Below are 21,745 nucleotides of genomic sequence, written 5' to 3' on the forward strand. Positions count from 1 at the left end.
CTGCGGAGAGAGTCCCGAAGAGCGCTGAAGCGGACATTCCACTGGAGTCGCCTGCTGGTCTTATGCACCGCTTAGTCCGGAAGTATCCTGACAAGCAGGGCACCTGTGACGGGCGCAACTCGGCGCCGAAGATGTGTTGGTCATCACGCCGACAGCGACGTCAACTACCCGAAATCCGGGGTACCCACAGCGAATAGCCAGGAATCACGTCCGGCGTTTTACGAATAGCCGCAGGGAAGGCTAGGGTGCCTCAGATGTTCCACGCTGCCTCGTCCCCCGCAAGCGCAGCGAGGTCCCGGATCGTCTCCCCGAGTTCCTGGTGGGAGGGTCTGTGACGAACTCGCTGCGACCGAACGGCGACCGCAAGGCGCCACTTCCCCCGGCACAGTCGCCGGCAGGCGGAGTGCCGAGCCCGCGCTCGCCGCAGAGCCCCCAGAAGAAGCAGAACGGCAAGCAGCGCGACGCGTTCTTCGACAACGCGAAGTACCTCGCGATCGTGCTGGTGGCCATGGGCCACGCCTGGGAGCCGCTCAAGGGCGACAGCCGGATACTCGAGGCCGCGTACCAGGTCGTCTACGCGTTCCACATGCCGGCGTTCATCCTCATCTCCGGCTACTTCTCGCGCAGTTTCGACATGCGGCCGGACCGGCTCAAGCGCCTGCTCACCGGCGTGGCGGTGCCGTACGTCATCTTCGAGACGGCCTACCCGCTCTTCAAGCGGTGGATCGACGACGACCCGGGGCAGGACATCAGCCTCCTCGACCCGTGGTACCTGACCTGGTTCCTGGTCGCGCTGTTCATCTGGCGGCTGACCACCCCCATCTGGAACATGGTGCGCTGGCCGCTGCCGCTCGCGCTCGGCCTCGCGATGCTGGCGACCGTCACGCCCTCGATCGGTGACGACCTGGACCTCCAGCGCGTCCTGCAGTTCCTGCCGTTCTTCGTGCTGGGCCTGGTGATGAAGCCCGAGCACTTCCAGATGGTGCGCCGCCGTTCGGTGCGGATCGCCTCGGTGCCGGTGTTCGCCGCCGCCCTGGCCTTCAGCTGGTGGGCCGTGCCGCGCATGAACACCGCGTGGTTCTACCACCGTGACTCCGCGCAGGAACTGGGCGCGCCGTGGTGGGCCGGCCCGGTGATGGTGCTCGCGATGTTCGGCTGCTCGCTGGTGCTGACCGCCTGCTTCTTCGCCTGGGTGCCGCGCCGCCACATGTGGTTCACCGCGCTCGGCGCCGGCACGCTCTACGGCTACCTGCTGCACGGCTTCCTCGTGAAGGCCGGCGACTACCAGGGCTGGTTCGAGGCGAGCTGGTTCCACCACCCGGCCGGGCAGATCGCCGTGACCGTCCTCGCGGCCGCCGTCGTGACGGTGCTGTGCACCAAGCCGGTGCAGCGCATGTTCCGGTTCGCGATGGAGCCGAAGATGGATTGGGCCTTCAAGCGGGACGCGGCCGAGCTCGCCCGCGAGCGCCAGAGCGCCGAGCGGCGCGAGCGCGAGAAGGACCGCGAGAAGGTCAGCGCCTAGGCGCTTCTTCAGATCGCATCTCCCTGACCGAGAAGTGCGCGCATCCGTGCGTACTTCTCGGTCAGTCGTGTGCGGGTGGCCTCGTCGAGGACCGCGAGGCGGGCCGGATCCGCGTTGTGCGCCAGATCCGCCTCCTTCACCAGCGGCGCGCCCGGCGTGGCGAGGATGCGCGCGGCGTACGCCTCGGGCGGCTCCCCCGCCCGCTTGGTGACCGCGAGGACGATGTCCTTCGTACGGCCGCTCAGCGCGGCCTCGCGCAGCCACTGGGGTGAGAGGGCGTCGTCCTCGACGGCGTCGTGCAGCCAGGCCGCCGCGATCTGGTCCTCGTCGCCGCCTCGTTCCCGTACTCCCTCCGCCACGGCCCGCAGGTGTTCGGCGTAGGGCCGCCCCGCCTTGTCGGTCTGGCCGTCGTGCGCGGCGCGGGCGATGGCCTCGACCTGGGCCAGGGGCAGCGGGGTGATGCGCGGTGTCTCGGTCACCGCTCCAGTGTCCCCCGCGCAGCACCGCCCGGGTCCACAGGACGACCGCCGAACCGGCCCGGGGCCCGGGAACTCCGGCTCAGCGGGGAGCGGACGCCGCCGTCGGGCCCTCTCGGCAGATCAGCAGGAGGGCCCGGTCGTCGTTGACGTCCTTGGCCACCGCCTCGATGAGGTGCCAGGCCGCGCCGTGGAAGCCGCCGGCCACATAGCGGTCGGCCTCGCCGGTGAGGCGGTCGATGCCCTCGACGATGTCGCGGTCGGAGGTCTCCACCAGGCCGTCCGTGAACAGCATCAGCACATCGCCCGAGCGCAGCGAGCCCTTCACGGGGTCGAACTGGGCGCCGTCGTAGACACCGAGGAGCGGGCCCTCGGCCGCCTTCTCCTCCCAGCGTCCGGTGCCCGCGCTGAGCTGCAGGCCCGGCGGATGCCCGGCGGAGTAGAGCTCGTAGTCGCCGGAGTCCAGGTCGAGGACCAGGTGGATGGAGGTCGCGAAGCCCTCGTCCCAGTCCTGGCGGAGCAGATAGCCGTTGGCGGCGGGGAGGAAGGCGTGCGGCGGGAGGGAGCCCAGCAGGCCCCCGAACGCGCCTGACAGGAGCAGGGCGCGGGAGCCCGCGTCCATGCCCTTGCCGGAGACGTCGGTGAGGACGACCTCGAGCGTACGGCCGCCGTTGGTACGGGCCGCCACCACGAAGTCGCCCGAGAAGGACTGGCCGCCCGCCGGGCGCAGCGCCATCTCCTGGTGCCAGCCGCCCGGCAGGTCGGGCAGCTGGCTCTGCACCCGGATGCGTTCGCGCAGGTCGAAGAGCATGGTGCCGCCGCGCCGCCAGGGCACACCGACCCTGCTGCGGAACTGGGCCAGCAGCAGGCCGAAGAAACCGCAGGCCGCGACCACGAGCACGATGCCCGGAGTGACCCTGGAGGGCCCCTCCGTGTACGGGCCCAGCTGCACCGACTCCACGATCAGCGCCGTGGCCGCCGCCGCGTACAGACCGAGCAAGCTGGCCGGGCGCAGCAGCAGGCCGCCCACGACGACGGGCAGGACGAGCGCGGCCGGCGAGAACCACACGGAGTTCCCCAGCGTCGCCGCCGCGATCAGCGGGACGGTCAGGAGCAGACCGGCCAGGGCGATCCAGTCGGAGCCGTCCCCGCGGAAGTAGTCCACGGCTGCTCGGCGCACGCCGACGCGGGCCCGGTGCCACTGCTTCTTCAACCGGGCCGTGAACGTGTCGGCTTCCGCGCGCCGCTCTCGTCCTGATGCCATTAGTTCGGGACCCTATCCATCGGACCAGCCGCTTGGCACGGGAGGTCCCACTTGTCCCCCGTCCGAGGGCAGACTTCACAGTGAACTTCACCGCGCGCCGCCCCGCCGCCACCTGGGAGAAATTCCCTCGCTCGTCCCGCATTGCCCTGATAGGCATGGGCCATGGCGACTGACGCGACCGGCTCCGCGACCGACCTGCGGGTGCTGCGGCGGGACGATTGGGACAAGTGGTACGACACCCTGATCCGGGGCTTCGGCGGGGTGCCGGAGTCCGCCGAGGAACGGGAGTTGTGGAACTCGCTGACCGAGTTCGACCGTTCGCTCGGTGTATGGGACGGGGACGAGTGCGTGGGGACGACCGGGGCGTTCGGTTTCCGGCTCACGGTGCCCGGCGGGGCCTCGGTGCCGGCCGCGGGCGTCACCATGGTCAGCGTGGCCGCCACGCATCGGCGGCGCGGGGTTCTGACGTCGATGATGCGGCGGCAGCTGGACGACGTCCGTGCCTGGGGTGAACCGCTGGCCGTGCTCACGGCCTCCGAGCCGGCGATCTACGGCCGGTTCGGATACGGGTGCGCCACCTTCCAGTTGAACGCCGAGATCGACACGACCCGGGTGCGGCTCACATCGCTGCCGACGGGCACGGATGACGTACGCGTGCGGTACGCCGTCCCGGCCGATGTCCTCGACGCGTGCGAGGCGGTGTACGCCCGGCTGGTTCCGTCGCGGCCCGGGATGCTCGCCCGGCGGCCCGGCTGGGAGCGGCTCGGGCTGCTCGATCCGGAGAGCGACCGGGAGGGGGCGTCGCCGCTGCAGTGCGTCCTCGCCGAGCGGGACGGCGAGACGGTCGGATACGCGCGGTATCGCGTCAAGCCGAGCTGGGAGACCGCCGGGCCCGAGGGCACGGTGACTCTGGAGGACTCGGCCGCGCTGGACCCCGCGGCGGACGCGGCGCTGTGGCGGTTCCTGTTCGGCATCGACCTGACGTCGTCGGTGGTGGTGCGGGGGCGGCCGGTGGACGACGCGTGGCGGCACTGGGTGTCCGACATGCGGCGGTGCAAGCCGTGGGTGCGGGATTCGCTGTACGTACGGCCGGTGGAGCTGGGGGCCGCGCTGGAGGCGCGGACGTATCAGACGCCGGTGGATGTGGTGTTCGAGGTGGAGGACGCGTTCTGCCCCTGGAACACCGGGCGTTGGCGGCTGAGCGGGGACGCGAAGGGGGCGTCCTGTGAGCGTACGGCGGACGCCGCGGATGTCGCTCTGTCCGTACGGGAGTTGAGTTCCGCGTATCTCGGGGGTGTGTCGCTGGCCTCGTTGGGGGCGGCGGGGCGGGTGCGGGAGGTACGGCGGGGGGCGTTGGCGGAGGCGTCGCTGGGGTTCGGGGCGGCCGGTCTGGCGCCGTGGCTCCCGCACGGCTTCTGAGGCGGGGGGTTCCTCAGGGGCGGCCCTGGCAAGCCGGGCACCAGAAGAGGTTGCGGGCGGCGAGGTCGGCGGTGCGGATCTCGCCGCCGCAGAGGTGGCAGGGCTGGTTGGCCCTGCGGTAGACGTACACCTCGCCGCCGTGGTCGTCCACGCGGGGTGGGCGGCCCATCGCCTCCGGGGTGTGTTCCGGGCGGACGGTGTCGATGCGGTTGTTGCGGACGCCCTCGTGCATGAGCTCGACCAGGTCGGTCCAGACCGACTCCCACTCGGTGGGAGTGATGTCCCTTCCGGGACGGTACGGGTCGATGTTGTGCCGGAAGAGGACCTCTGCGCGGTAGACGTTTCCTACGCCCGCGATGACCTTCTGGTCCATGAGGAGCGCGGCGATCGTCGTACGACTGCGGGAGATTCGGCGGTACGCGGTGTCCGGGTCGGCGTCCTCGCGGAGGGGGTCGGGGCCGAGGCGGTCGTGTATCGCCTGCTTCTCCGGGGGTGTGATCAGGGCGCAGGTGGTGGGGCCCCGGAGGTCTACGTACGCGGTGTCGTTCGCGAGGCGGAGGCGGACGGTGTCGGTGGGTGGGGGTGCGGGGGCCGGGCCGAGGGTGACCTTGCCGAAGAGACCGAGGTGGATGTGGATCCAGTCGGTGCCGCGGAAGCCGAGGAAGAGGTGTTTGCCGTGAGCCTCTGTGTGGGTGAGTTCCGTGCCGGTGAGGAGGGCGGCGGCGTCGGTGAACTTGCCCTGGGGGCTGGTGGTTCGGGGGGTTGTGCCGAGGAAGGCGGCGGCGTAGTCCTGGGCCAGGCGGTGGATGGTGTGGCCTTCTGGCACGGGTTCTCCCTGTGATCGTTACCCTTGCCCACCCGCCTGCCCGAACCGGTTCGTCAAGAGGTTGACGTCGAAAGACACCGGGGCTCCGCCCCGGGCCCCGGCGGGGACTGCGTCCCCTGCACCCCTCGGGGGGGCTTTCCCACCCACCCGCCCGAAACGGTTGGCCAAGAGGCCGGAGTCGAAACACCTCGGGGCTCCACCCCGGGCCCCGGCGGGGGCTGCGTCCCCTGCACCCCACGCGGGGCTTCGCCGCTGGGTCCCGCCCGGCGGCGACTGCGTACCTGCGTGCCGCGCAGGGCTCGGGCAGTGGGGCCGTGTGGCCCGGGTGTGCCGCGAGGTCGGGCCGGGTCGGGTCAGGCGTCGGGTCCCTGTTGCGGGTGGTGCGGCGGGATCGGGGGGAGGGCGCCGGTCGTCTCGTACTCGGCGAGCATGTCGATGCGGCGGATGTGACGTTCGTCACCGGAGAACGGCGTTGCGAGGAACGTCTCGACGAAGGCCGTCGCCTCGTCCTGCGAGTGCATGCGCGCACCCACGGCGACGACGTTGGCGTTGTTGTGCTGGCGGCCGAGGGCCGCCGTCTCCTCGCTCCAGGCGAGGGCCGCGCGCACGCCCTCGACCTTGTTCGCCGCGATCTGCTCGCCGTTGCCGGAACCGCCGATGACCACGCCGAGCGCGTCGGGGTCCGCGGCCGCGCGCTCCGCCGCGCGGAGGCAGAAGGGCGGGTAGTCGTCCTGGGCGTCGTAGATGTGCGGGCCACAGTCGACGGGGTCGTGACCCGCCGCCTTCAGCCAGTCGACGAGGTGGTTCTTGAGTTCGTAGCCGGCATGGTCCGAGCCGAGGTACACGCGCATGGGATGAGTGTGACACGGGTGTTTCGGGGAAGGCGCGCGGGGTGGCGCTCATGAAAACGTGAGACGAATGTGAGCCGCATTACGGAACCTCAGGGAAACCTCAAGTAACAATCTGGATTCAAAGGTTCTCGAAAACGTTCGCCTCAGATTCACTGGACCGGCTCGTACACCCGCTCGTACGAGGACCCGTACACCGTCATGCCGCGACACACCCCCGTTCGTACGGCTGGTGCGGCTCCGTACGGAAGAACAGCTCCCCGGCGCAAAGGAAATCCGTTCCATGACCTCGCAGCCGACACTGAAGACGACCGGAAACGACCCTGGAGGCCCCGGAGAACCCGGCGGCGGCTCCGGGCTGCAGGCCGGGCTCAAGAACCGGCATCTGTCGATGATCGCCATCGGCGGTGTCATCGGGGCCGGGCTCTTCGTGGGATCCAGCTCCGGTATCGCCACCGCAGGCCCCGGCATTCTCCTGTCGTACGCCCTCGTCGGCACGCTCGTGGTGCTGGTGATGCGGATGCTCGGTGAGATGTCCGCCGCCAACCCGACCTCGGGTTCCTTCTCCGCGCACGCCGACCGCGCGCTCGGCCCCTGGGCCGGTTTCTCCATCGGCTGGCTGTACTGGTTCTTCTGGGTCGTGGTGCTCGCGGTCGAGGCGACCGCCGGTGCCGTGATCCTGGAGGGCTGGATCCCGGCCGTGCCGCAGTGGGCCTGGGCCCTGATCGTGATGCTGGTGCTCACCGCCACCAACCTGGTCTCCGTCGGCTCGTACGGCGAGTTCGAGTTCTGGTTCGCCGGGATCAAGGTCGTCGCGATCGCCGCGTTCATCGTCATCGGCGGGCTCGCCGTCTTCGGGCTGCTGCCCGGCGTGGACAGTGAGCAGGCCGGGTTGAGCAACCTGACCGAGCACGGGGGCTTCCTGCCCCATGGGGCCGGCGCGATCCTCACCGGTGTGCTGCTCGTCGTCTTCTCCTTCATGGGCAGCGAGATCGCCACCCTGGCGGCCGGTGAGTCCGAGAACCCGCAGCAGGCCGTCACCAAGGCCACCAACAGCATCATCTGGCGAGTCGCCGTCTTCTACCTCGGCTCGATCTTCGTCGTGGTGGCCCTGCTGCCGTGGGACAGCAAGTCCATCACCGACGACGGCTCCTATGTCGCCGCGCTCGACTCCCTGGGCATTCCGCACGCCGGTCAGATCATGAACTTCATCGTGCTGACCTCGGTGCTGTCCTGTCTCAACTCCGGTCTCTACACCGCCTCCCGCATGGCCTTCTCGCTCGGCCAGCGCGGCGACGCGCCGAAGTCCTTCGCCCGCACGACCGGCAACGGCGTGCCGCGGACGGCGATCCTCGCGTCCGTCGCGTTCGGCTTCGTCGCCGTCTTCTTCAACTACAAGTTCCCGGACTCTGTCTTCCTCTTCCTCGTGAACTCCAGTGGTGCGGTCGCCCTGTTCGTGTGGCTGGTGATCTGCTTCTCCCAGCTGCGGATGCGGAAGATCATCCAGGCGGAGGCCCCGGAGAAGCTCGTCGTCAAGATGTGGCTGTACCCGTATCTGACCTACGCGACGGCCGCACTGATCGTGTTCATCCTCGGCTACATGCTCACCGACACCGAGCACGACGGGCGCCGGACCATTCTGCTGTCGCTGCTCGTGGCGGCCGTGGTGCTCGTCATCGCCTTCGTGAAGCACCGGGGCGGCGGTCGTCGGGGCGCCGAGGCCGCGCGGGTCCAGGTTCCGGACGAAGACCGGGACGAGGTCTCAGCCGGCTGACCAGCGGGCGCTCGCCTCTTTGTTGTGCGGGGCCTGCGGTGCGTGTTCCTCTTTCAGGACGCGCGCCGCAGGTCCCTTTTGTATCCCTCTTATGTATCCCTCTTACGTCCCTACAGCACCACGAAGCTGTCCTTGACCTTCTCGTACGTGCTCAGGGCCTCCTCCTCGATCCCCGACTGGTACCAGGTGTTGATCTGGTACGACTTGCCGCCCACGTTGAAGCCGAGCAGCCGGGCGTGCCAGCGGACGCCCTCCAGCGTGAAGGTGTACTCCCAGACCACCGCCGGGTGGCCGCGGAACGTCGTCTCCTCCAGGCGGACCTTGCGGTAGTCCTGGCCCTGGTGGGCGTTGCGTTCCGAGGTCTGCCAGGTCTCCAGGAGGTCGCCGCGGGCCAGGGCGGACTTGCCGACCAGTTCCTGGGCGCCGTCCGGGGAGGTGTAGTGCACCTCAGCGCCCGTCTTCACGTCCCGCCGCCAGCCCTCCGGTGTCGCCCAGGCGAACCCACCGGCCTCCCGGTGCGTGCCCGGCGGCAGGCTCTGCGGCCGGGCTGTTCCCTCGACGGTGGGTGTGGATTCGGGCTTCGGGGCGGTGCCTGTGGTGGGGGGTGCGGAGGCCGAGGAGCCTGCGCGGGTGTTCTTGTCGTCCGGGGAGCCGGACGACGTCGCCAGCAGGATTCCCACGACGGCACCCGCGGTCGCGACCGTGGCCGCCGCCGCGGCGAGCACCGTACGACGGTGACCTGCGCGGGGGCGGGACACCGCCGGGACGGCGGGGCCGGGCAGTTCACCCGACGGCATCGGGGGCTGCGGGGTGGGGTGAGGGCGGCACTCGGTGACCGCCTGTGCTGCCTGCGCGCGCGTGAGGGAGACGGGGCTCGGGCCGTGATGAGTGGTGGTGGCCGCGGGGTGGTGGGCGGGGAGTTGGCGTGGGGTCGCGTCCAGGACGGGGGCGGGTTGACGGGGATCCGGCGGCCCGGCTTGCGCGTGGGCGGAGGTGGGGGTGAGTGATTGCTGTGGGGTGGGGGCGGGGAGGGGTGGCGGCACCGTCGTCAGGGCCGGTGTCCGGGGTTCCGGTCCCGGGGTGCCTTGCTGGTCCGGTTCAGGTTCTGTGCCCAAGTCCTGTTCGGGATCCGGTTCCGGAACAGGATCCGGTTCCCGCTCCGGCCGTTCCTGCTCAAGGCCCTCTCCTCCCAAGGTCTCCTCGAGGCCCGGCGTTCCCCACCCCACTGACACCGTCGATGGGGGAGCCGGGAACGCCACTGCCTCCAGGGCCGTTTCCAGGTCGTCCAGGTTCGGGCGGGTCGACGGGTCCTTTTCCAGGAGGGCCGTCAGGATGTCGTGCAACGGGCCGGAGGCGGCGGGGAGTTCGGGTGCCTCGTAGAGGACCGCGTGCAGGGTTGCCAGCGTGGTGTCGCGGGTGAAGGGGGAGCGGCCGCCCAGGGCCGCGCAGAGGGTCGCGCCGAGGGACCAGTTGTCGGAGGGCGGGCCCTGTGGGCGGCCGGAGATGCGCTCGGGGGCCATGTAGTCGGGCGAGCCGACCAGCATCCCGACCATCGTGAGCGCCTTGGCGTCCTGGATCGCGGCGATACCGAAGTCCGTGAGGACGACGCGCCGTTCAGGGGAGCCGGGGCCCGGGGCCTGACCGGAACCCGGGCCGCCGCGGCGTGCCGATCCGGCCGGCCCGACCGACCCGACCGACCCGGCCGCGTTCTCCACCAGGACGTTCCCGGGCTTGATGTCCCGGTGCAGGACGCCCCGCGCATGCACCTGGCGCAGCGCCGCGACCAGGCCGAGCCCGATTCTGGCCGTCTCGCCGGGGCTCAGGGGGCCGTCCTCCGCGAGGATCCGCTCGAGGGAGCGGCCGGCCACCAACTCCATCACGATCCACAGGCGTTCGCCCTCGTCGACCACGTCGTAGATCCGTACGACGTTGGGGTGGTCGATCCGGGCCGTGGCCCTGGCCTCGCGCAGGGTGCGTTCGCGGCGCGTCCTGTTGTCCTCCGCGTCGATGCCGTCGATCCGCATTTCCTTGACCGCGACCGGCCGGTCGAGCATTTCGTCGGCGGCTCGCCACACCCGCCCCATTCCCCCCTGGCCGATACTTTCGACCAACCGATAGCGCCCCGTCACCAATATCCCTGGAACACCGCCGCTATTCGCATTCCCCGGCAATCCGCTGCACCCCCTCCACGACGCCGCGACCGTCTCCAGTGAAACACAACGGTCACACTTCGCGCCGTACCAGGATAGTGCGGTGAAATCTTGTGGTACCTCTTTCAGTGCTGCGAATTCAGGCGCAGTCCAGGGGGACACAAGGGGGGGCGAACATGAGTTCTCGTCGTACGGCCGTGGTCGTGGGGCCGCTGGTCGCGGCATCATTCTCGGCGGTGCTGATCCTTTCCGGCACCGCCGGGGCGGAGGACGGAGGGCCCGCAAGCAGCGAGGGTGGAAAGGTGGTTGACGAAGCGCCGGCAGGGGTGAAGCTCACCACGCTGCTGCCCGAGAAGATCTCCGTCGACAACAGTTCGAAAAAGACGGCGATTACCGCCACCGTGAAGAACGAAGGAAGCAAGGACAGCGGGAAGATCAGGCTGCTGGTCGTCGGATTCGACGGGCTTGTGGTCAAGAACGTCGAGGGTTGTTCCGCGATACCCGAGAACGGTCTTCCCGAGGGATCGAACAGCGGTTTCGCCTGCGCCGTCGACAATCTCGCGGCCGGTAAGTCGAAGTCGTACGCCGTCGACGCGACCTATGACCTGAGCAAGGCCGGAAAGATCTGTCTGCCCGTCCAGACCGCCGACGGGAAGAAGACGTTCTGGCAGCAGGGCCCGGTGCCGTTCGGCACGACCAACCCGTCGCCTGACGCCCCGGCCACGCCCCTGCTGCTCGGCACCGACAACAAGCCGGTGTCCCCGGGTGGCAAGGAGTCCCCGGGCGGCAAGGAGCTGGCGGAGACCGGTCCGGTACGCGATCTGCTGCCGCTGGGTGCGGCGGGCGCGTCGTTGGTCGCCGCGGGCGTGGCCGGAATGTGGTGGGCGCAGCGGCGGCGGCCGGGAGCGCGGGAGGGCTGAATCAGTCTCCGCCCGCTCTGAGCACGCACGAGAGGCCCGCCGGGGCAGCACACCCGGCGGGCCTCTCTCGGTAACGGCTATGGGTTCAGCGCTTGTTCGCGAACTTCCAGGCCGTCGGCAGCGCCCCCATCGCCAGCGCCGCCTTCAGCGCGTCGCCGACCAGGAACGGCGTGAGGCCGGCCGCGATCGCGGCGGTGGCGGACATGCCGGTGGACAGGGCCAGGTAGGGCACGCCGACGGCGTAGATGATCGCCTCGCCCACCAGCATCGTGCCCGCCATGCGCAGCATCGAGCGGTCGGCACCGCGACGGGCCAGGGCGCCCACGACGGTGGCGGCGAGGATCATGCCGAGTATGTAGCCGAAGGAGGGCAAGACACCCGAGGTGCCCTGCGCGAACCACGGCACGCCCGCGACGCCCGCGACGGCGTACAGCGCGAGGGCGAGGAGGCCGCGGCCGGCGCCGAGGGAGGTGCCGACGAGCAGCGCGGCGAAGGTCTGGCCGGTCACCGGCACCGGGGAGCCCGGCACGGGCACCGAGAGCTGGGCGGCGAGACCGGTGAGCGCGGCGCCACCGAGCACGAGGGCCGCGTCCCGGACACGAGAGGCGGGGAGCAGGTCGGCGAGGACCTGTCCGGTGCGGGCGGGGACGGCGGCGGTGCTCATGTGGGACTCCGCGAGGGTGAGGGTCGGGCGGGACACGGTGACGCTATCCCAGCGCCCTCGCCCTGATCACCGTCAGCGCTCGACAAAGGCGGGAACGCACGGTTGGTTGGTTCCGGACAAAGGATGGGCGCTACACCGAGCGCGACGTGATGCCGGTCACTGAGGCAGCGAGGCTTCGGTCACGGACCCGACGGTGAAGCGGACTGTAGGGTTTCGCCAAATGCCCGCCAGGACGGGTGCCGATGGCTTCCGCGACGGGCGTCCACCCTCCGTCCCCGGGGCCTCACGGCGCGCGTTCCGGGTGTCCGCATGCTGGACACCCTCCCTCCCGGGTGAGGGGACCGCCCAGACTGGCGGCGTTTTTGCCCTCTCTCGCCTCTCACGCATTGGACGAGCCGCGCCCATGCCCAGCACCACCACCGGGACGCCGCCCAGCACGGACGACGCCTCCCTCTCCCATGGCCTGAAACAGCGCCACCTGTCGATGATCGCCCTCGGCGGGGTGATCGGCGCCGGTCTGTTCGTCGGCTCCGGCGCGGGTATCGCCGCCGCCGGTCCGTCGATCGTGGTCGCCTACGCCCTCTCCGGTCTCCTCGTGATGCTGGTGATGCGGATGCTCGGCGAGATGTCGGCCGCGCACCCGTCGTCGGGCTCGTTTTCGGCGCACGCGGAGCGGGCGATCGGCCCCTGGGCCGGGTTCACCGTCGGCTGGGCGTTCTGGGTCCTCCTCTGTACGGCCGTCGGCCTGGAGGGCATCGGGGCCGCGAAGATCGTCAGCGGCTGGCTGCCGGGCACCCCGGAGTGGGCGTGGGTGGCACTGTTCATGGTCGTCTTCTGCGGCACGAACCTCGCGGCCGTGAAGAACTTCGGCGAGTTCGAGTTCTGGTTCGCGGCCCTGAAGGTCGGCGCGATCACCCTGTTCCTGGTGCTGGGCGTCCTGGCGATCGCCGGCGTCCTGCCCGGCACGGACTCGCCGGGCACGAGCCACCTCACCGACTTCATGCCGAACGGCGGTGAGGGCCTCGTCATCGGCCTGCTCGCCTCGGTGTTCGCCTATGGCGGCCTGGAGACGGTCACCATCGCGGCGGCCGAGTCGGAGAACCCCGTCAAGGGCGTGGCGAGCGCGGTCCGTACGGCGATGTGGCGCATCGCGCTGTTCTACGTCGGCTCGATGGCCGTCATCGTCACCCTGGTGCCGTGGGACTCCAAGGAGGTCGTCGAGAAGGGCCCGTACGTCGCGGCCCTGGACGAGCTGGGCATCCCCGGCGCCGGACAGCTGATGAACGTGGTCGTGCTGGTGGCCCTGCTGTCCGCCATGAACGCCAACGTCTACGGCGCCTCGCGCATCGGCTACTCCCTGGTGGAGCGCGGCCAGGGCCCGAAGGTGCTGGGCCGGGTCTCGGGCGGGGTACCGCGGATCGCCGTACTGGCGTCCTCCGTCTTCGGGTTCCTGTGCGTGCTGCTGAGCTACTGGCGGCCGAACGACGTCTTCGCCTGGCTGCTGAACATGATCGGCGCGGTGATCCTGGTCGTCTGGATCTTCATCGCCGTCTCGCAGCTGCGACTGCGCCGACGTCTGGAGCGCGAGACGCCGGAGAAGCTGGTCGTCCGGATGTGGGCGTTCCCGTGGCTGACGTGGGTCGCCCTGGCCGGTATGGCCGCGGTCTTCGTCCTGATGGCCCGGGAGCCGGACACGCGGGTGCAGTTGTACTCGACGGGCGCGATGACGCTGGTCCTGGCGGCCGTCGGGTACGCGTGGCAGAAGGCGCGCGCCCGGACCGAGGGCTGATCAGCCCCGGGCCTCGGTCTGCCAGGTGGCGACCTTGGCCCGGTCAGCGGCGGCGAACGGGTGCTCGTGGCCGAGCACCCGCGCCCGGCGTTCGGACAGCTCCTTCATGATCCCGATGGCCTCGTCGGTCCTGCCCAGACCGTGGGCGACGCGGGCGGTGAGGGAGGTGGCCGACAAGGTCAGGGGATGCTCCGGGCCCTGGAGCCGGGTCCGGTCGGCCAGCACCCGGCGCGCCAGAGGCTCGGCCTCCTCGTAGCGGCCGAAATGGAACAGGCCACCGGCGTAGTCGTGCCGGGCCAGCACCGTCGTGGGATGGTCCGGGCCCAGGGCGCGCTCACCGGCCTCGACGAGCGCGGGGCCCTCCTGCGCGAACTCCCTTTCCTTGCCGAGCTGGGGCAGGATCTCGATCAGCCCGCACCAGATGAACAGCGCCTCCGCGCTCTCCTCGCCCAGCACCCGCCGGTAGCCGTCGAGTGCTCGCCTGCCCCAGCTCTCGGCCTCCTCGTCCCGGTCGAGCAGGTCGAGCGACTGGGAGAGGGCGGCACAGCTGTGGAGCGTGTCCACGGCATCGGCGCCGAGCAGCGTCTCCCGGCGTTCGAAGACCTCGCGGTGTGATGCCTCGGCCTCGGCGAACCGTCCCATCCGGAACAGCGCCGTGCCCCGCAGGTGCCGGGCGTCCAGTACCAGTCTGTGTTCTGCGCCCAGGACGCCCCGGACGGCCTCGACGACCGTGGGAGCGAGGGCCAGTGCCGCCGCGTAGTCCCCCGAGTCGTAGACCTGCCGCAGGACCCGCACCGCGAGGGACGCGGTCCGTTCGTCCGCGGCCACCGCGAGCAGTCTCGTCGCGTGCGGTGCCAGCAGCGCGAGCCGGCTCCGGGTCTCGGGAGAGTCGGAGCCCTGGTCGGGCAGCGCGGCCTCCAGGAGCGAGGCAGTCGTGTCCGCGACGATCGCCCGCCGGTCCTGCGGCACTCCCCCGGCCACGCTGTCCAGCAGCACCCCGTGGGCCCGCACGCAGCGCGCCCCGTCCACGGTGACCAGCTCGGCCAGCGAGTGGTCGATCAGCCCCTTCAGCGCGGGCTCCAACTGCTCTGCCCGCAGGGCCAGTTCGAGTCCGTCGAGCGTCACCTCGCCCCGGGCCACCGGCACCAGCACGCTCAGCGGCAGGGGATCCGCGGCCAGGAACGACAGCAGCCGCAACAGCGTCGTCGCCTCGGGAAGCCCTTGGTCCGCCAGCGCGTCCAGCGACAACTGCCAGGTGCGGCCCACCAGTTGACGGGACTGGCTGCTGCCGTGCCCGGCCGCGCCCCGGTCGACGATCGCCGTCGACTCCTCGCCGAGCTTGCGGTCGTACTCGTCCATGGACCACGACTCCAGGAGTTGGTGGGCGAGATGGGATCCGGCCAGCGTGAGCGCGAGCGGCAGCCGTCCCAGGCGCTCGGCGACCTTCCGTGCGGATTCCAGGTCCCCGGCGTCCGGCGCCAGGTCGCACAGCACCTGGGCCGCCTCCTCCAGCGGCAGGACACCCAACGCGTGCCGGTGCACGCCGGGTCCCCGCCACAGCGGCGACGTGGCGTGCCGGGTCGTGACCAGAACCGTGCCCCGGTCGCTGGACCGGAGCCACGCCCCGCCCTCCAGGACCGTCGGGTCGTCGGCGTTGTCGAGGACGAGAAGCCAGGGGTCGGCGGAGCGGTCGAGGTGGTGCCAGACGAGGTCGGCTGCGGCGCGCTGCCCGGCAGCGGCGGCGGCGAGCTCGACGGCCGCCGCTCCGCGGTCCCCGGCCACCGCCAGCATCCCGGCGCGCAGGGACATCAGCTCGGACGCGTTGACCCAGAAGCCGACGCGGCCGTGCTCGCGCACCGCCTCGTTGAACAGCCAGTGCGCCAGCGCGGTCTTGCCGCAGCCGCCCATGCCGTGCACGACGTGGACCTCGCCGCCGGGTCCGGCGACGGCCGCGCCGAGCGCATCGCGGAGTTCCGCACGGTCGCGCAGGATGCCCGGCGCCCGGCCGACGAGCGGCATCCGCACGGAGTCGGGAGCGGCCGTCCCGGCCCCCGCCGGGGGTACGACCAGGCGTCCGAAGAGCGGTCCGCCGGCGCCGGCGTCGTAGTGATGGTGGTGTTCCTCTATGTACTGATCGCCGGAGGTCTGGAAGATCCGCCCCTGACCCGAGGCCCGGGCGCCGAGTTCGCTCATCGCTCGGTGATGTGCTGGTCGCGTCCGGCCTGGTAGACCCGGCCGCTGCCGGAGACCTCGGCACGCAGCCGGACATCCACCGCCGTGTGCGTCTGAGCGGGCTCGGGGTTCAACTCGGCGAGAATCCGGCGGAGTTCGTCGGCCACCTCGGGCCGGGCGACCAGGAGCCGGCGCAACCGCGCCTGCCATTCGGCGGTGAGCTCGGCCTCGGTGTCGGTGTCTCCCGACTCGCGGGCGAGGAGCAGGTCCTCGCGGGTGGCCTCGAGTTCACCGCCCACGGTCTCGGCGCGGTCGGGCTGGAAGCGCTGCCACAGGGCGAGCACCCCCTCGCGCGTGGACTCCCAGGCCTGGGTGGCCATCAGCGTCACCATCGTCGTGCCCGCCGTTCTGGCGAGCTCGGCCATCTCCGGACCCACGGCATCCCCCTGTCGCGTACACACCGATGGTAGATCGCGCCCTCGGGCCCTGCCGAACGCATTCACGCAACGCTTGCGACCCTCCCACCTCCGCCGCATTGATGCTGCTAGCCTGCACTTGCAAGCTAATTGCAATAAGAGGTTCGAAGGGATCTTGCCTTGCCCGTCTACACGCTGCCCGAGCTCCCGTACGACTACTCCGCGCTCGCCCCGGTGATCAGCCCCGAGATCATCGAGCTGCATCACGACAAGCACCACGCGGCCTATGTGAAAGGCGCCAACGACACCCTGGAGCAGCTTGCGGAGGCGCGGGACAAGGAGACGTGGGGATCGATCAACGGGCTGGAGAAGAACCTGGCCTTCCACCTTTCCGGGCACATCCTGCACAGCATCTACTGGCAGAACATGACGGGCCCGAAGGACGGTGGCGGTGAGCCGCTGGCCGCCGACGGCGTGGGTGACCTCGCGGACGCGATCACCGAGTCCTTCGGTTCCTACGCGAACTTCAAGGCGCAGCTGACCAAGGCCTCCGCGACCACGCAGGGCTCGGGCTGGGGCGTGCTCGCCTACGAGCCGCTGAGCGGGCGGCTGATCGTGGAGCAGGTCTACGACCACCAGGGCAATGTCGGCCAGGGCGCCACCCCGATCCTCGTCTTCGACGCCTGGGAGCACGCCTTCTACCTGCAGTACAAGAACCAGAAGGTCGACTTCATCGAGGCGATGTGGCAGGTCGTCAACTGGCAGGACGTGGCCCGGCGTTACGAGGCCGCCAAGTCCCGCGCGGACGTGCTGCTGCTGGCGCCCTGAGGCCGCCCGCCGTATGAAGCGTCCTGCCTCGTGATCGTCTTCTCACCCTTCACGGCGGCGGGCGGAAAGAAGGAAGCCCCCGCGAGGACATGACTCGCGGGGGCTTTCCCGTGCAGGGGCTGGGCTACGGCTTGCGGCCCAGACCGCCGTGCTGGCCGATCGGGTCCGTGGGGGCGCCCGGCTCGGGGTGCCACAGCGGCACCGAGACCACGCCCGGTGCCACCAGGTCCAGGCCCTCGAAGCAGGCCTCGATCTGCTCCACCGGCCGCAGGAAGTAGGGGACCGCGCCGGTCTCGTTGTAGGCGTCCTGAGCCTGCTCGTAGGCCGGGTCGGTGCCGCGGGAGCCCTCGTTGAGGGAGAGATAGCTGCCTGCGGGCAGTCCGGCCAGGAGGCGGCGGACGAGGTCGCGGGCGTGGTCGTAGTCGGCCACGTGGCCCAGGATGCCGCTGAGGATCAGGGCGGTGGGGCGGGTGAGGTCGAGTGTCTTCCCGGCCGCCTCGATGATGCGCTCCGGCTCGTAGAGGCTGATGGGCTCGTAGGCCGTCGCGCCCTCGGGCGTCGAGGTGAGCAGGGCACGGGCGTGCGCGAGGACCAGGGGGTCGTTGTCGACGTAGACGACACGCGACTCGGGGGCCAGGCGCTGGGCCACCTCGTGGGTGTTGTCGACGGTGGGCAGGCCGGTGCCCACGTCGAGGAACTGCCGTACGCCCGCCTCCTGGACGAGGTGGCGGATGGTGCGGCCGAGGAAGGCGCGGCTGCCGCGGGCGATGGTGACGATGCCGGGGAACACGGCGGTGTAGGCGTCACCGGCCGCCTCGTCCACGGGGTAGTTGTCCTTGCCGCCCAGCCAGTAGTTCCAGATCCGGGCCGAGTGCGGCACCGAGGTGTCGATCTGCGTCATGGGGCCATAGTGCCAGGGGGTGTTTCGAGAGTCCCGTGCGGTGCCCGCGGTGTCCGGGCGAGGGTGCGTGCCGGGCGCCGTGGATGCTGTGCGGGACTCTCGAACACCCCCTATGGCATGTCCGCCTCGCAGGGCACATTGAGTGAGAGGAGTGCGGCGGAACCGTCGGAGTTCATCCGCAGTTCGCTGAGCGCGGTGTTCCGCAGCCGCGGGAGCACTCTGCGGTACTCCCGGGGCGGGATGGACAGCAGCGTGCACAGCACCAGCCGCAGCAGGGTGTTGTGGGCGACGACCAGGACGCGTCCGCCGGGGTGGGCGGCGGCGATGTCCCGCAGGGCACGGGTCCCCCGGGCCGCTGCCGCCAGCGGATCCTCGGCGCCGGGGAAGGAGTGGGCCACCGGGTCGGCACGGTAGGCCGCGGCCCACTCCGGGTCCTCCGCCTCGAACTCGGCGAGTGTGCGGCCCTCCACCACCCCGAAGTCGCATTCGATGAGGCCGGGTTCGCGCTCCGGGGTGAGGCCAAGGGCGCGGCAGGCGGGCTCGGCGGTGGCACCGGCCCGGGACAGCGGGGACGTCCAGATCGCGTCGACGGGGTGGGCGGCGGCCCACCGGCCGAGGGCCTCGGCCTGGGCGCGTCCGGTGTCGGTCAGCTCGATGTCACTGACACCGGCGTACCGGTTCTCGGCATGCCAGACGGTCTGCCCGTGGCGGGCCAGCAGAAGGGTGGTGGCGGTCATGACTTCCCGGTGTCCAGGTGCAGGCGGGTACGGGCGTGTTCAGCGACCGGAGCGGGCAGCCAGCCGCGCTGCTCCAGTGCGTCGACGAGGTGAGCGTACGGGTCGGCGAAGGCCGCCGTGCGGTCGGCGCGGGGTTCGAGCACCGTACGGACGCGGACCATGCGCTCGGCGACAGCGGCGAGCGCTTCCGCCCCCGACACCCCGTACGCGGCCAGCGCCGCCATTCCCAGGGCCGGTTCCGTCTGCTCCGGGACGCGGGCGGGGCGGCCGAGGATGTCGGCGCGGAGCTGGTTCCAGTAGGGGCTGCGGGCGCCGCCGCCCGTGAAGGTGAGCGGGCCGTCGAGGGGGGCGCCGAGGTGGTGGAGGTAGTCCAGACAGAGGCGTTCGGCGAAGCCCACGCCCTGGAGCAGGGCGGCCCACAGCTCGGCGTCGTCCCCGGTGTCGCCGAGGACGAACCCGGTGGCCTCGGGCGCCCGGAACGGGAACCGCTCCCCCGGTGACACCAGCGGGTAGGCGATCGCACGGGACGGTTCGAAGGCCGCCGCCCGCTCGTCCATGGCGGCCGGATCGGCCTCCGGGAAGTGCGCCGCCAGGGCCCCGGCACCCACGCTCGACGCCCCGCCGGGCAGCCAGGTGCCGTCGGGGGCGCGGTGGTTGTAGACCACGCCGCTGGGGTCCCGGACCGGGTCGCGGGCGGCTCCCTTCAGCACGAGTGTGGTGCCGAGCACCGAGTTCCAGGAGCCGGGCCGCAGCGCGCCCGAGGCGATCTGGGCCGCGCAGCCGTCGGTCATGCCGGCGAGCACCGGGGTGCCGGCGGGGATGCCGGTGGCGTCGGCTGCCTGTGCGCCGACCTCGCCGAGGCGAGTGCCCGGGCGTACGACGTCGGGCAACAGGCGTTCGGGAACGCCGAGTTGGGCCAGGGCGGCCTCCGGCCAGGCCTCCCGGTGGAGGTCGTAGCCCGTCTTGAGGGCGTGGCTGGAGTCGGCCTGGGGCGGTTCGCCGGTGAGGCGGGTGACGATCAGGTCGGGCTGGTGGACGAGGCGGAGGCCGGGGCCGTACTCCCCCACCAGCCACAGCGCCTTCGGCAGCGCCCAGGTGTCCTGCACCGCGAGCCCCGCGTCCCGGGCGCGCGCCGCCTCCGCGGCCGCGCGCCCGTCGTCGTACATCAGCGCGGGGCTCACCGGACGGCCCGAACCGTCCGTGAGCAGCACCGTGCCGGAGGTGCCGCACACCGCGAGTCCGCCGATCGGCAGGCCCGGCGGGGCGGAGCCGAGCGCCGTGCGGGACGCCGTGCACAGCGCCTCCCACCAGCGCTCCGGGTCCTGCTCGTGCCGCACCCCCTCGCGCCGCCCGGCCAGGGCGGCCGAGCCGCTGCCGAGGACCGTGCCGTCCGCGGTGACGAGCAGCACGCGGACGCTCTGCGTGCCCAGGTCGATCCCCAGCCAGCCCTCGTGCTCGTCCGTCATACGGCCTCCCGCACATACGAATCCGTGAACTTCACACTCTGCCCTGAGATTTTCCCGTGCGCGAGGGATTGACGCCCAACTTCAGCCGTTCCACCCTCTGTTAACGAGTCGACTCGACGTGTTAACCAGGCTCCACGTGGAGGTACGGATGGACACGCACGTGCACGACCGCCGGCGCTTCCTCGCCCTCGCCGCCGGGGCTGCCGCTGCCCCGCTGCTCACGGCCTGCGGCTCCGGGTTCGGCGGGAACGACAGCAAGAGCGACGGGTCAGCCGCTCACGACATCACCGGTTCCTTCGACTGGAAGCGGGAGAAGGGCACCACCGTCAAGGCGCTGCTCAACAAGCACCCGTACACGGACGCCCTGATAGCCGACCTGAAGTCCTTCACCGAGAAGACCGGCATCAAGGTCGAGTACGACGTCTTCCCCGAGGACAACTACTTCGACAAGCTCACCGTGGACCTGTCCAGCGGGCGTGCCTCCTACGACGTGTTCATGCTCGGCGCGTACATGGTGTGGCAGTACGGGCCGCCGAACTGGCTGGAGGACCTCGGGCCCTGGATGCGCAACTCCTCGGCGACGGGCAGTGAGTGGGACCAGGGGGACTTCTTCCCGAACCTGCTCCAGGCCGACCAGTGGTCGCTGAAGGCGGGCGCGCCGCTGGGCCAGGGCGGGCAGTACGCGCTGCCGTGGGGCTGGGAGACCAACGTCGTCGCCTACAACACCGAGGTGTTCAGGAAGCTCGGTGTGAAGCCCGCCGAGTCCTTCGACGAGCTGACCGAACTCGCCGCGACCATCAAACGGAAGGCGCCGGGCGCGGGCTACGACGGCATGTACGGGATCGCCGTACGCGGCTCCAGGAGCTGGGCCACCATCCACCCCGGCTTCATGACGATGTACGCGCGCAACGGGCTGAAGGACTTCACGGTCGACGGCGGGAAGCTCACCCCCGCCATGAACAGCCCCGAGGCCGTCGCCTTCACCGAGGACTGGGCGCGGATGGTCAAGCGGGGCGGGCCGCCGTCCTGGACGTCGTACACCTGGTACCAGTGCTCCAGTGACCTGGGCGCGAAGAAGGCCGGGATGCTGTTCGACGCCGACACGGCCGCCTACTTCCAGGCGGTGAAGGGCGCCAGCCCCGCCTCCGGGAAGATCGCCTTCCACCCGGGGCCGAAGGGTCCTGACGGGTCGCTGGCCACCAACATGTGGATCTGGTCGCTCGGCATGAACGCCAAGAGCAAGAAGAAGAGCGCCAGTTGGCTGTTTCTGCAGTGGGCGACCGGCAAGGAGCATCTGCGCAAGAGCGCGATCACCCACAACCACATCGACCCGGTGCGCAAGTCGGTCGCCGACGACGCCGCGTACAAGGACAAGATGCGGCATCTGCCGGGCTTCCTGGAGACCTTCGAGACGGTCGTCGACCAGACGAAGATCCAGTTCACCCCGCAGGCGCAGTTCTTCGACGCGACGACCAGCTGGGCGGCGGCCCTCCAGGAGATCTACGGCGGCCAGGGCGCGAAGTCCGTCCTGGACGGGCTGGCGGACGACCTCGCCGACAAGGTGGGGTAGCGC

General features: G+C 70.9%; 18 protein-coding genes. 7 read left to right on the forward strand and 11 right to left on the reverse strand.

Annotation, left to right across the window (positions count from 1 at the left end; all coding sequences use genetic code 11):
- The first annotated feature begins 331 nt into the window (after positions 1–331).
- A complete protein-coding gene (locus tag ACIBK5_RS28965; RefSeq protein WP_399023948.1) occupies positions 332–1,522 on the forward strand; it encodes an acyltransferase family protein in 1,191 nt (396 codons plus the stop codon).
- Positions 1,523–1,530: 8 nt separating this feature from the next.
- On the opposite strand, the gene ACIBK5_RS28970 is transcribed toward ACIBK5_RS28965, so the two are convergent.
- A complete protein-coding gene (locus ACIBK5_RS28970) occupies positions 1,531–2,001 on the reverse strand; it encodes an HD domain-containing protein (RefSeq protein WP_399023950.1) in 471 nt (156 codons plus the stop codon).
- A 79-nt stretch (positions 2,002–2,080) separates the two neighbouring features.
- A complete protein-coding gene (locus ACIBK5_RS28975) occupies positions 2,081–3,262 on the reverse strand; it encodes a PP2C family protein-serine/threonine phosphatase (RefSeq protein ID WP_399023952.1) in 1,182 nt (393 codons plus the stop codon).
- Between the two features lie 162 nt (positions 3,263–3,424).
- Here ACIBK5_RS28975 and ACIBK5_RS28980 point away from each other — a divergent pair, with 162 nt between their 5' ends.
- On the forward strand, positions 3,425–4,681 hold the full coding sequence (locus tag ACIBK5_RS28980; protein WP_399023954.1) for a GNAT family N-acetyltransferase: 1,257 nt from the start codon (positions 3,425–3,427) through the stop codon (positions 4,679–4,681).
- Between the two features lie 13 nt (positions 4,682–4,694).
- Here the strand turns inward: ACIBK5_RS28980 and ACIBK5_RS28985 are convergent, their stop codons facing one another.
- A complete protein-coding gene (locus ACIBK5_RS28985; protein WP_399023956.1) occupies positions 4,695–5,507 on the reverse strand; it encodes an Fpg/Nei family DNA glycosylase in 813 nt (270 codons plus the stop codon).
- Between the two features lie 353 nt (positions 5,508–5,860).
- Positions 5,861–6,358, reverse strand: coding sequence for a ribose-5-phosphate isomerase (locus ACIBK5_RS28990; protein WP_399023958.1), 498 nt, complete (start codon positions 6,356–6,358; stop codon positions 5,861–5,863).
- A 280-nt stretch (positions 6,359–6,638) separates the two neighbouring features.
- On the opposite strand from ACIBK5_RS28990, the gene ACIBK5_RS28995 reads away from it, so the two are divergent.
- Positions 6,639–8,129 (forward strand): amino acid permease, encoded by a 1,491-nt coding sequence (locus ACIBK5_RS28995; RefSeq protein ID WP_399023960.1) that lies wholly within the window; start codon positions 6,639–6,641, stop codon positions 8,127–8,129.
- 110 nt (positions 8,130–8,239) lie between these two features.
- On the opposite strand, the gene ACIBK5_RS29000 is transcribed toward ACIBK5_RS28995, so the two are convergent.
- Positions 8,240–10,261: a protein kinase gene (locus ACIBK5_RS29000; RefSeq protein ID WP_399023962.1), complete on the reverse strand. Its 2,022-nt coding sequence runs from the start codon at positions 10,259–10,261 to the stop codon at positions 8,240–8,242.
- Positions 10,262–10,455: 194 nt separating this feature from the next.
- Here ACIBK5_RS29000 and ACIBK5_RS29005 point away from each other — a divergent pair, with 194 nt between their 5' ends.
- The gene (locus ACIBK5_RS29005; RefSeq protein ID WP_399023964.1) at positions 10,456–11,199 is read left to right on the forward strand and encodes a hypothetical protein; all 744 of its coding nucleotides are present in this window, start codon (positions 10,456–10,458) and stop codon (positions 11,197–11,199) included.
- Positions 11,200–11,284: 85 nt separating this feature from the next.
- On the opposite strand, the gene ACIBK5_RS29010 is transcribed toward ACIBK5_RS29005, so the two are convergent.
- A complete protein-coding gene (locus tag ACIBK5_RS29010) occupies positions 11,285–11,863 on the reverse strand; it encodes a biotin transporter BioY (protein WP_399023966.1) in 579 nt (192 codons plus the stop codon).
- Between the two features lie 403 nt (positions 11,864–12,266).
- On the opposite strand from ACIBK5_RS29010, the gene ACIBK5_RS29015 reads away from it, so the two are divergent.
- Complete coding sequence (locus tag ACIBK5_RS29015; RefSeq protein WP_399023967.1) at positions 12,267–13,652, forward strand: amino acid permease; 1,386 nt, start codon at positions 12,267–12,269, stop codon at positions 13,650–13,652.
- On the opposite strand, the gene ACIBK5_RS29020 is transcribed toward ACIBK5_RS29015, so the two are convergent.
- Together ACIBK5_RS29020 and ACIBK5_RS29025 are read right to left on the reverse strand one after the other, a co-directional pair.
- Entirely contained in the window at positions 13,653–15,845 is a 2,193-nt protein-coding gene (locus ACIBK5_RS29020; RefSeq protein WP_399023969.1) for a tetratricopeptide repeat protein, read from the reverse strand.
- On the reverse strand, positions 15,842–16,261 hold the full coding sequence (locus ACIBK5_RS29025) for a hypothetical protein (RefSeq protein WP_399023971.1): 420 nt from the start codon (positions 16,259–16,261) through the stop codon (positions 15,842–15,844). The genes ACIBK5_RS29020 and ACIBK5_RS29025 overlap by 4 nt, the downstream gene beginning before the upstream one ends.
- 159 nt (positions 16,262–16,420) lie before the next feature.
- Between ACIBK5_RS29025 and ACIBK5_RS29030 the strand changes: the two genes are divergently transcribed.
- The gene (locus ACIBK5_RS29030) at positions 16,421–17,068 is read left to right on the forward strand and encodes a superoxide dismutase (RefSeq protein WP_399023973.1); all 648 of its coding nucleotides are present in this window, start codon (positions 16,421–16,423) and stop codon (positions 17,066–17,068) included.
- Positions 17,069–17,192: 124 nt separating this feature from the next.
- Here the strand turns inward: ACIBK5_RS29030 and ACIBK5_RS29035 are convergent, their stop codons facing one another.
- From ACIBK5_RS29035 to ACIBK5_RS29045, 3 genes are all read right to left on the reverse strand, one after another.
- On the reverse strand, positions 17,193–17,969 hold the full coding sequence (locus ACIBK5_RS29035; RefSeq protein WP_399023975.1) for an SAM-dependent methyltransferase: 777 nt from the start codon (positions 17,967–17,969) through the stop codon (positions 17,193–17,195).
- Positions 17,970–18,079: 110 nt separating this feature from the next.
- Positions 18,080–18,706 (reverse strand): histidine phosphatase family protein, encoded by a 627-nt coding sequence (locus ACIBK5_RS29040; RefSeq protein WP_399023977.1) that lies wholly within the window; start codon positions 18,704–18,706, stop codon positions 18,080–18,082.
- A complete protein-coding gene (locus tag ACIBK5_RS29045; protein ID WP_399023979.1) occupies positions 18,703–20,172 on the reverse strand; it encodes an FGGY-family carbohydrate kinase in 1,470 nt (489 codons plus the stop codon). The genes ACIBK5_RS29040 and ACIBK5_RS29045 overlap by 4 nt, the downstream gene beginning before the upstream one ends.
- Positions 20,173–20,320: 148 nt before the next feature.
- Here ACIBK5_RS29045 and ACIBK5_RS29050 point away from each other — a divergent pair, with 148 nt between their 5' ends.
- A complete protein-coding gene (locus ACIBK5_RS29050; protein ID WP_399023981.1) occupies positions 20,321–21,742 on the forward strand; it encodes an ABC transporter substrate-binding protein in 1,422 nt (473 codons plus the stop codon).
- Positions 21,743–21,745: the final 3 nt, after the last annotated feature.

Origin of the sequence: Streptomyces sp. NPDC050546, from assembly GCF_044457425.1 — a bacterium.
Lineage (GTDB): Bacteria > Actinomycetota > Actinomycetes > Streptomycetales > Streptomycetaceae > Streptomyces.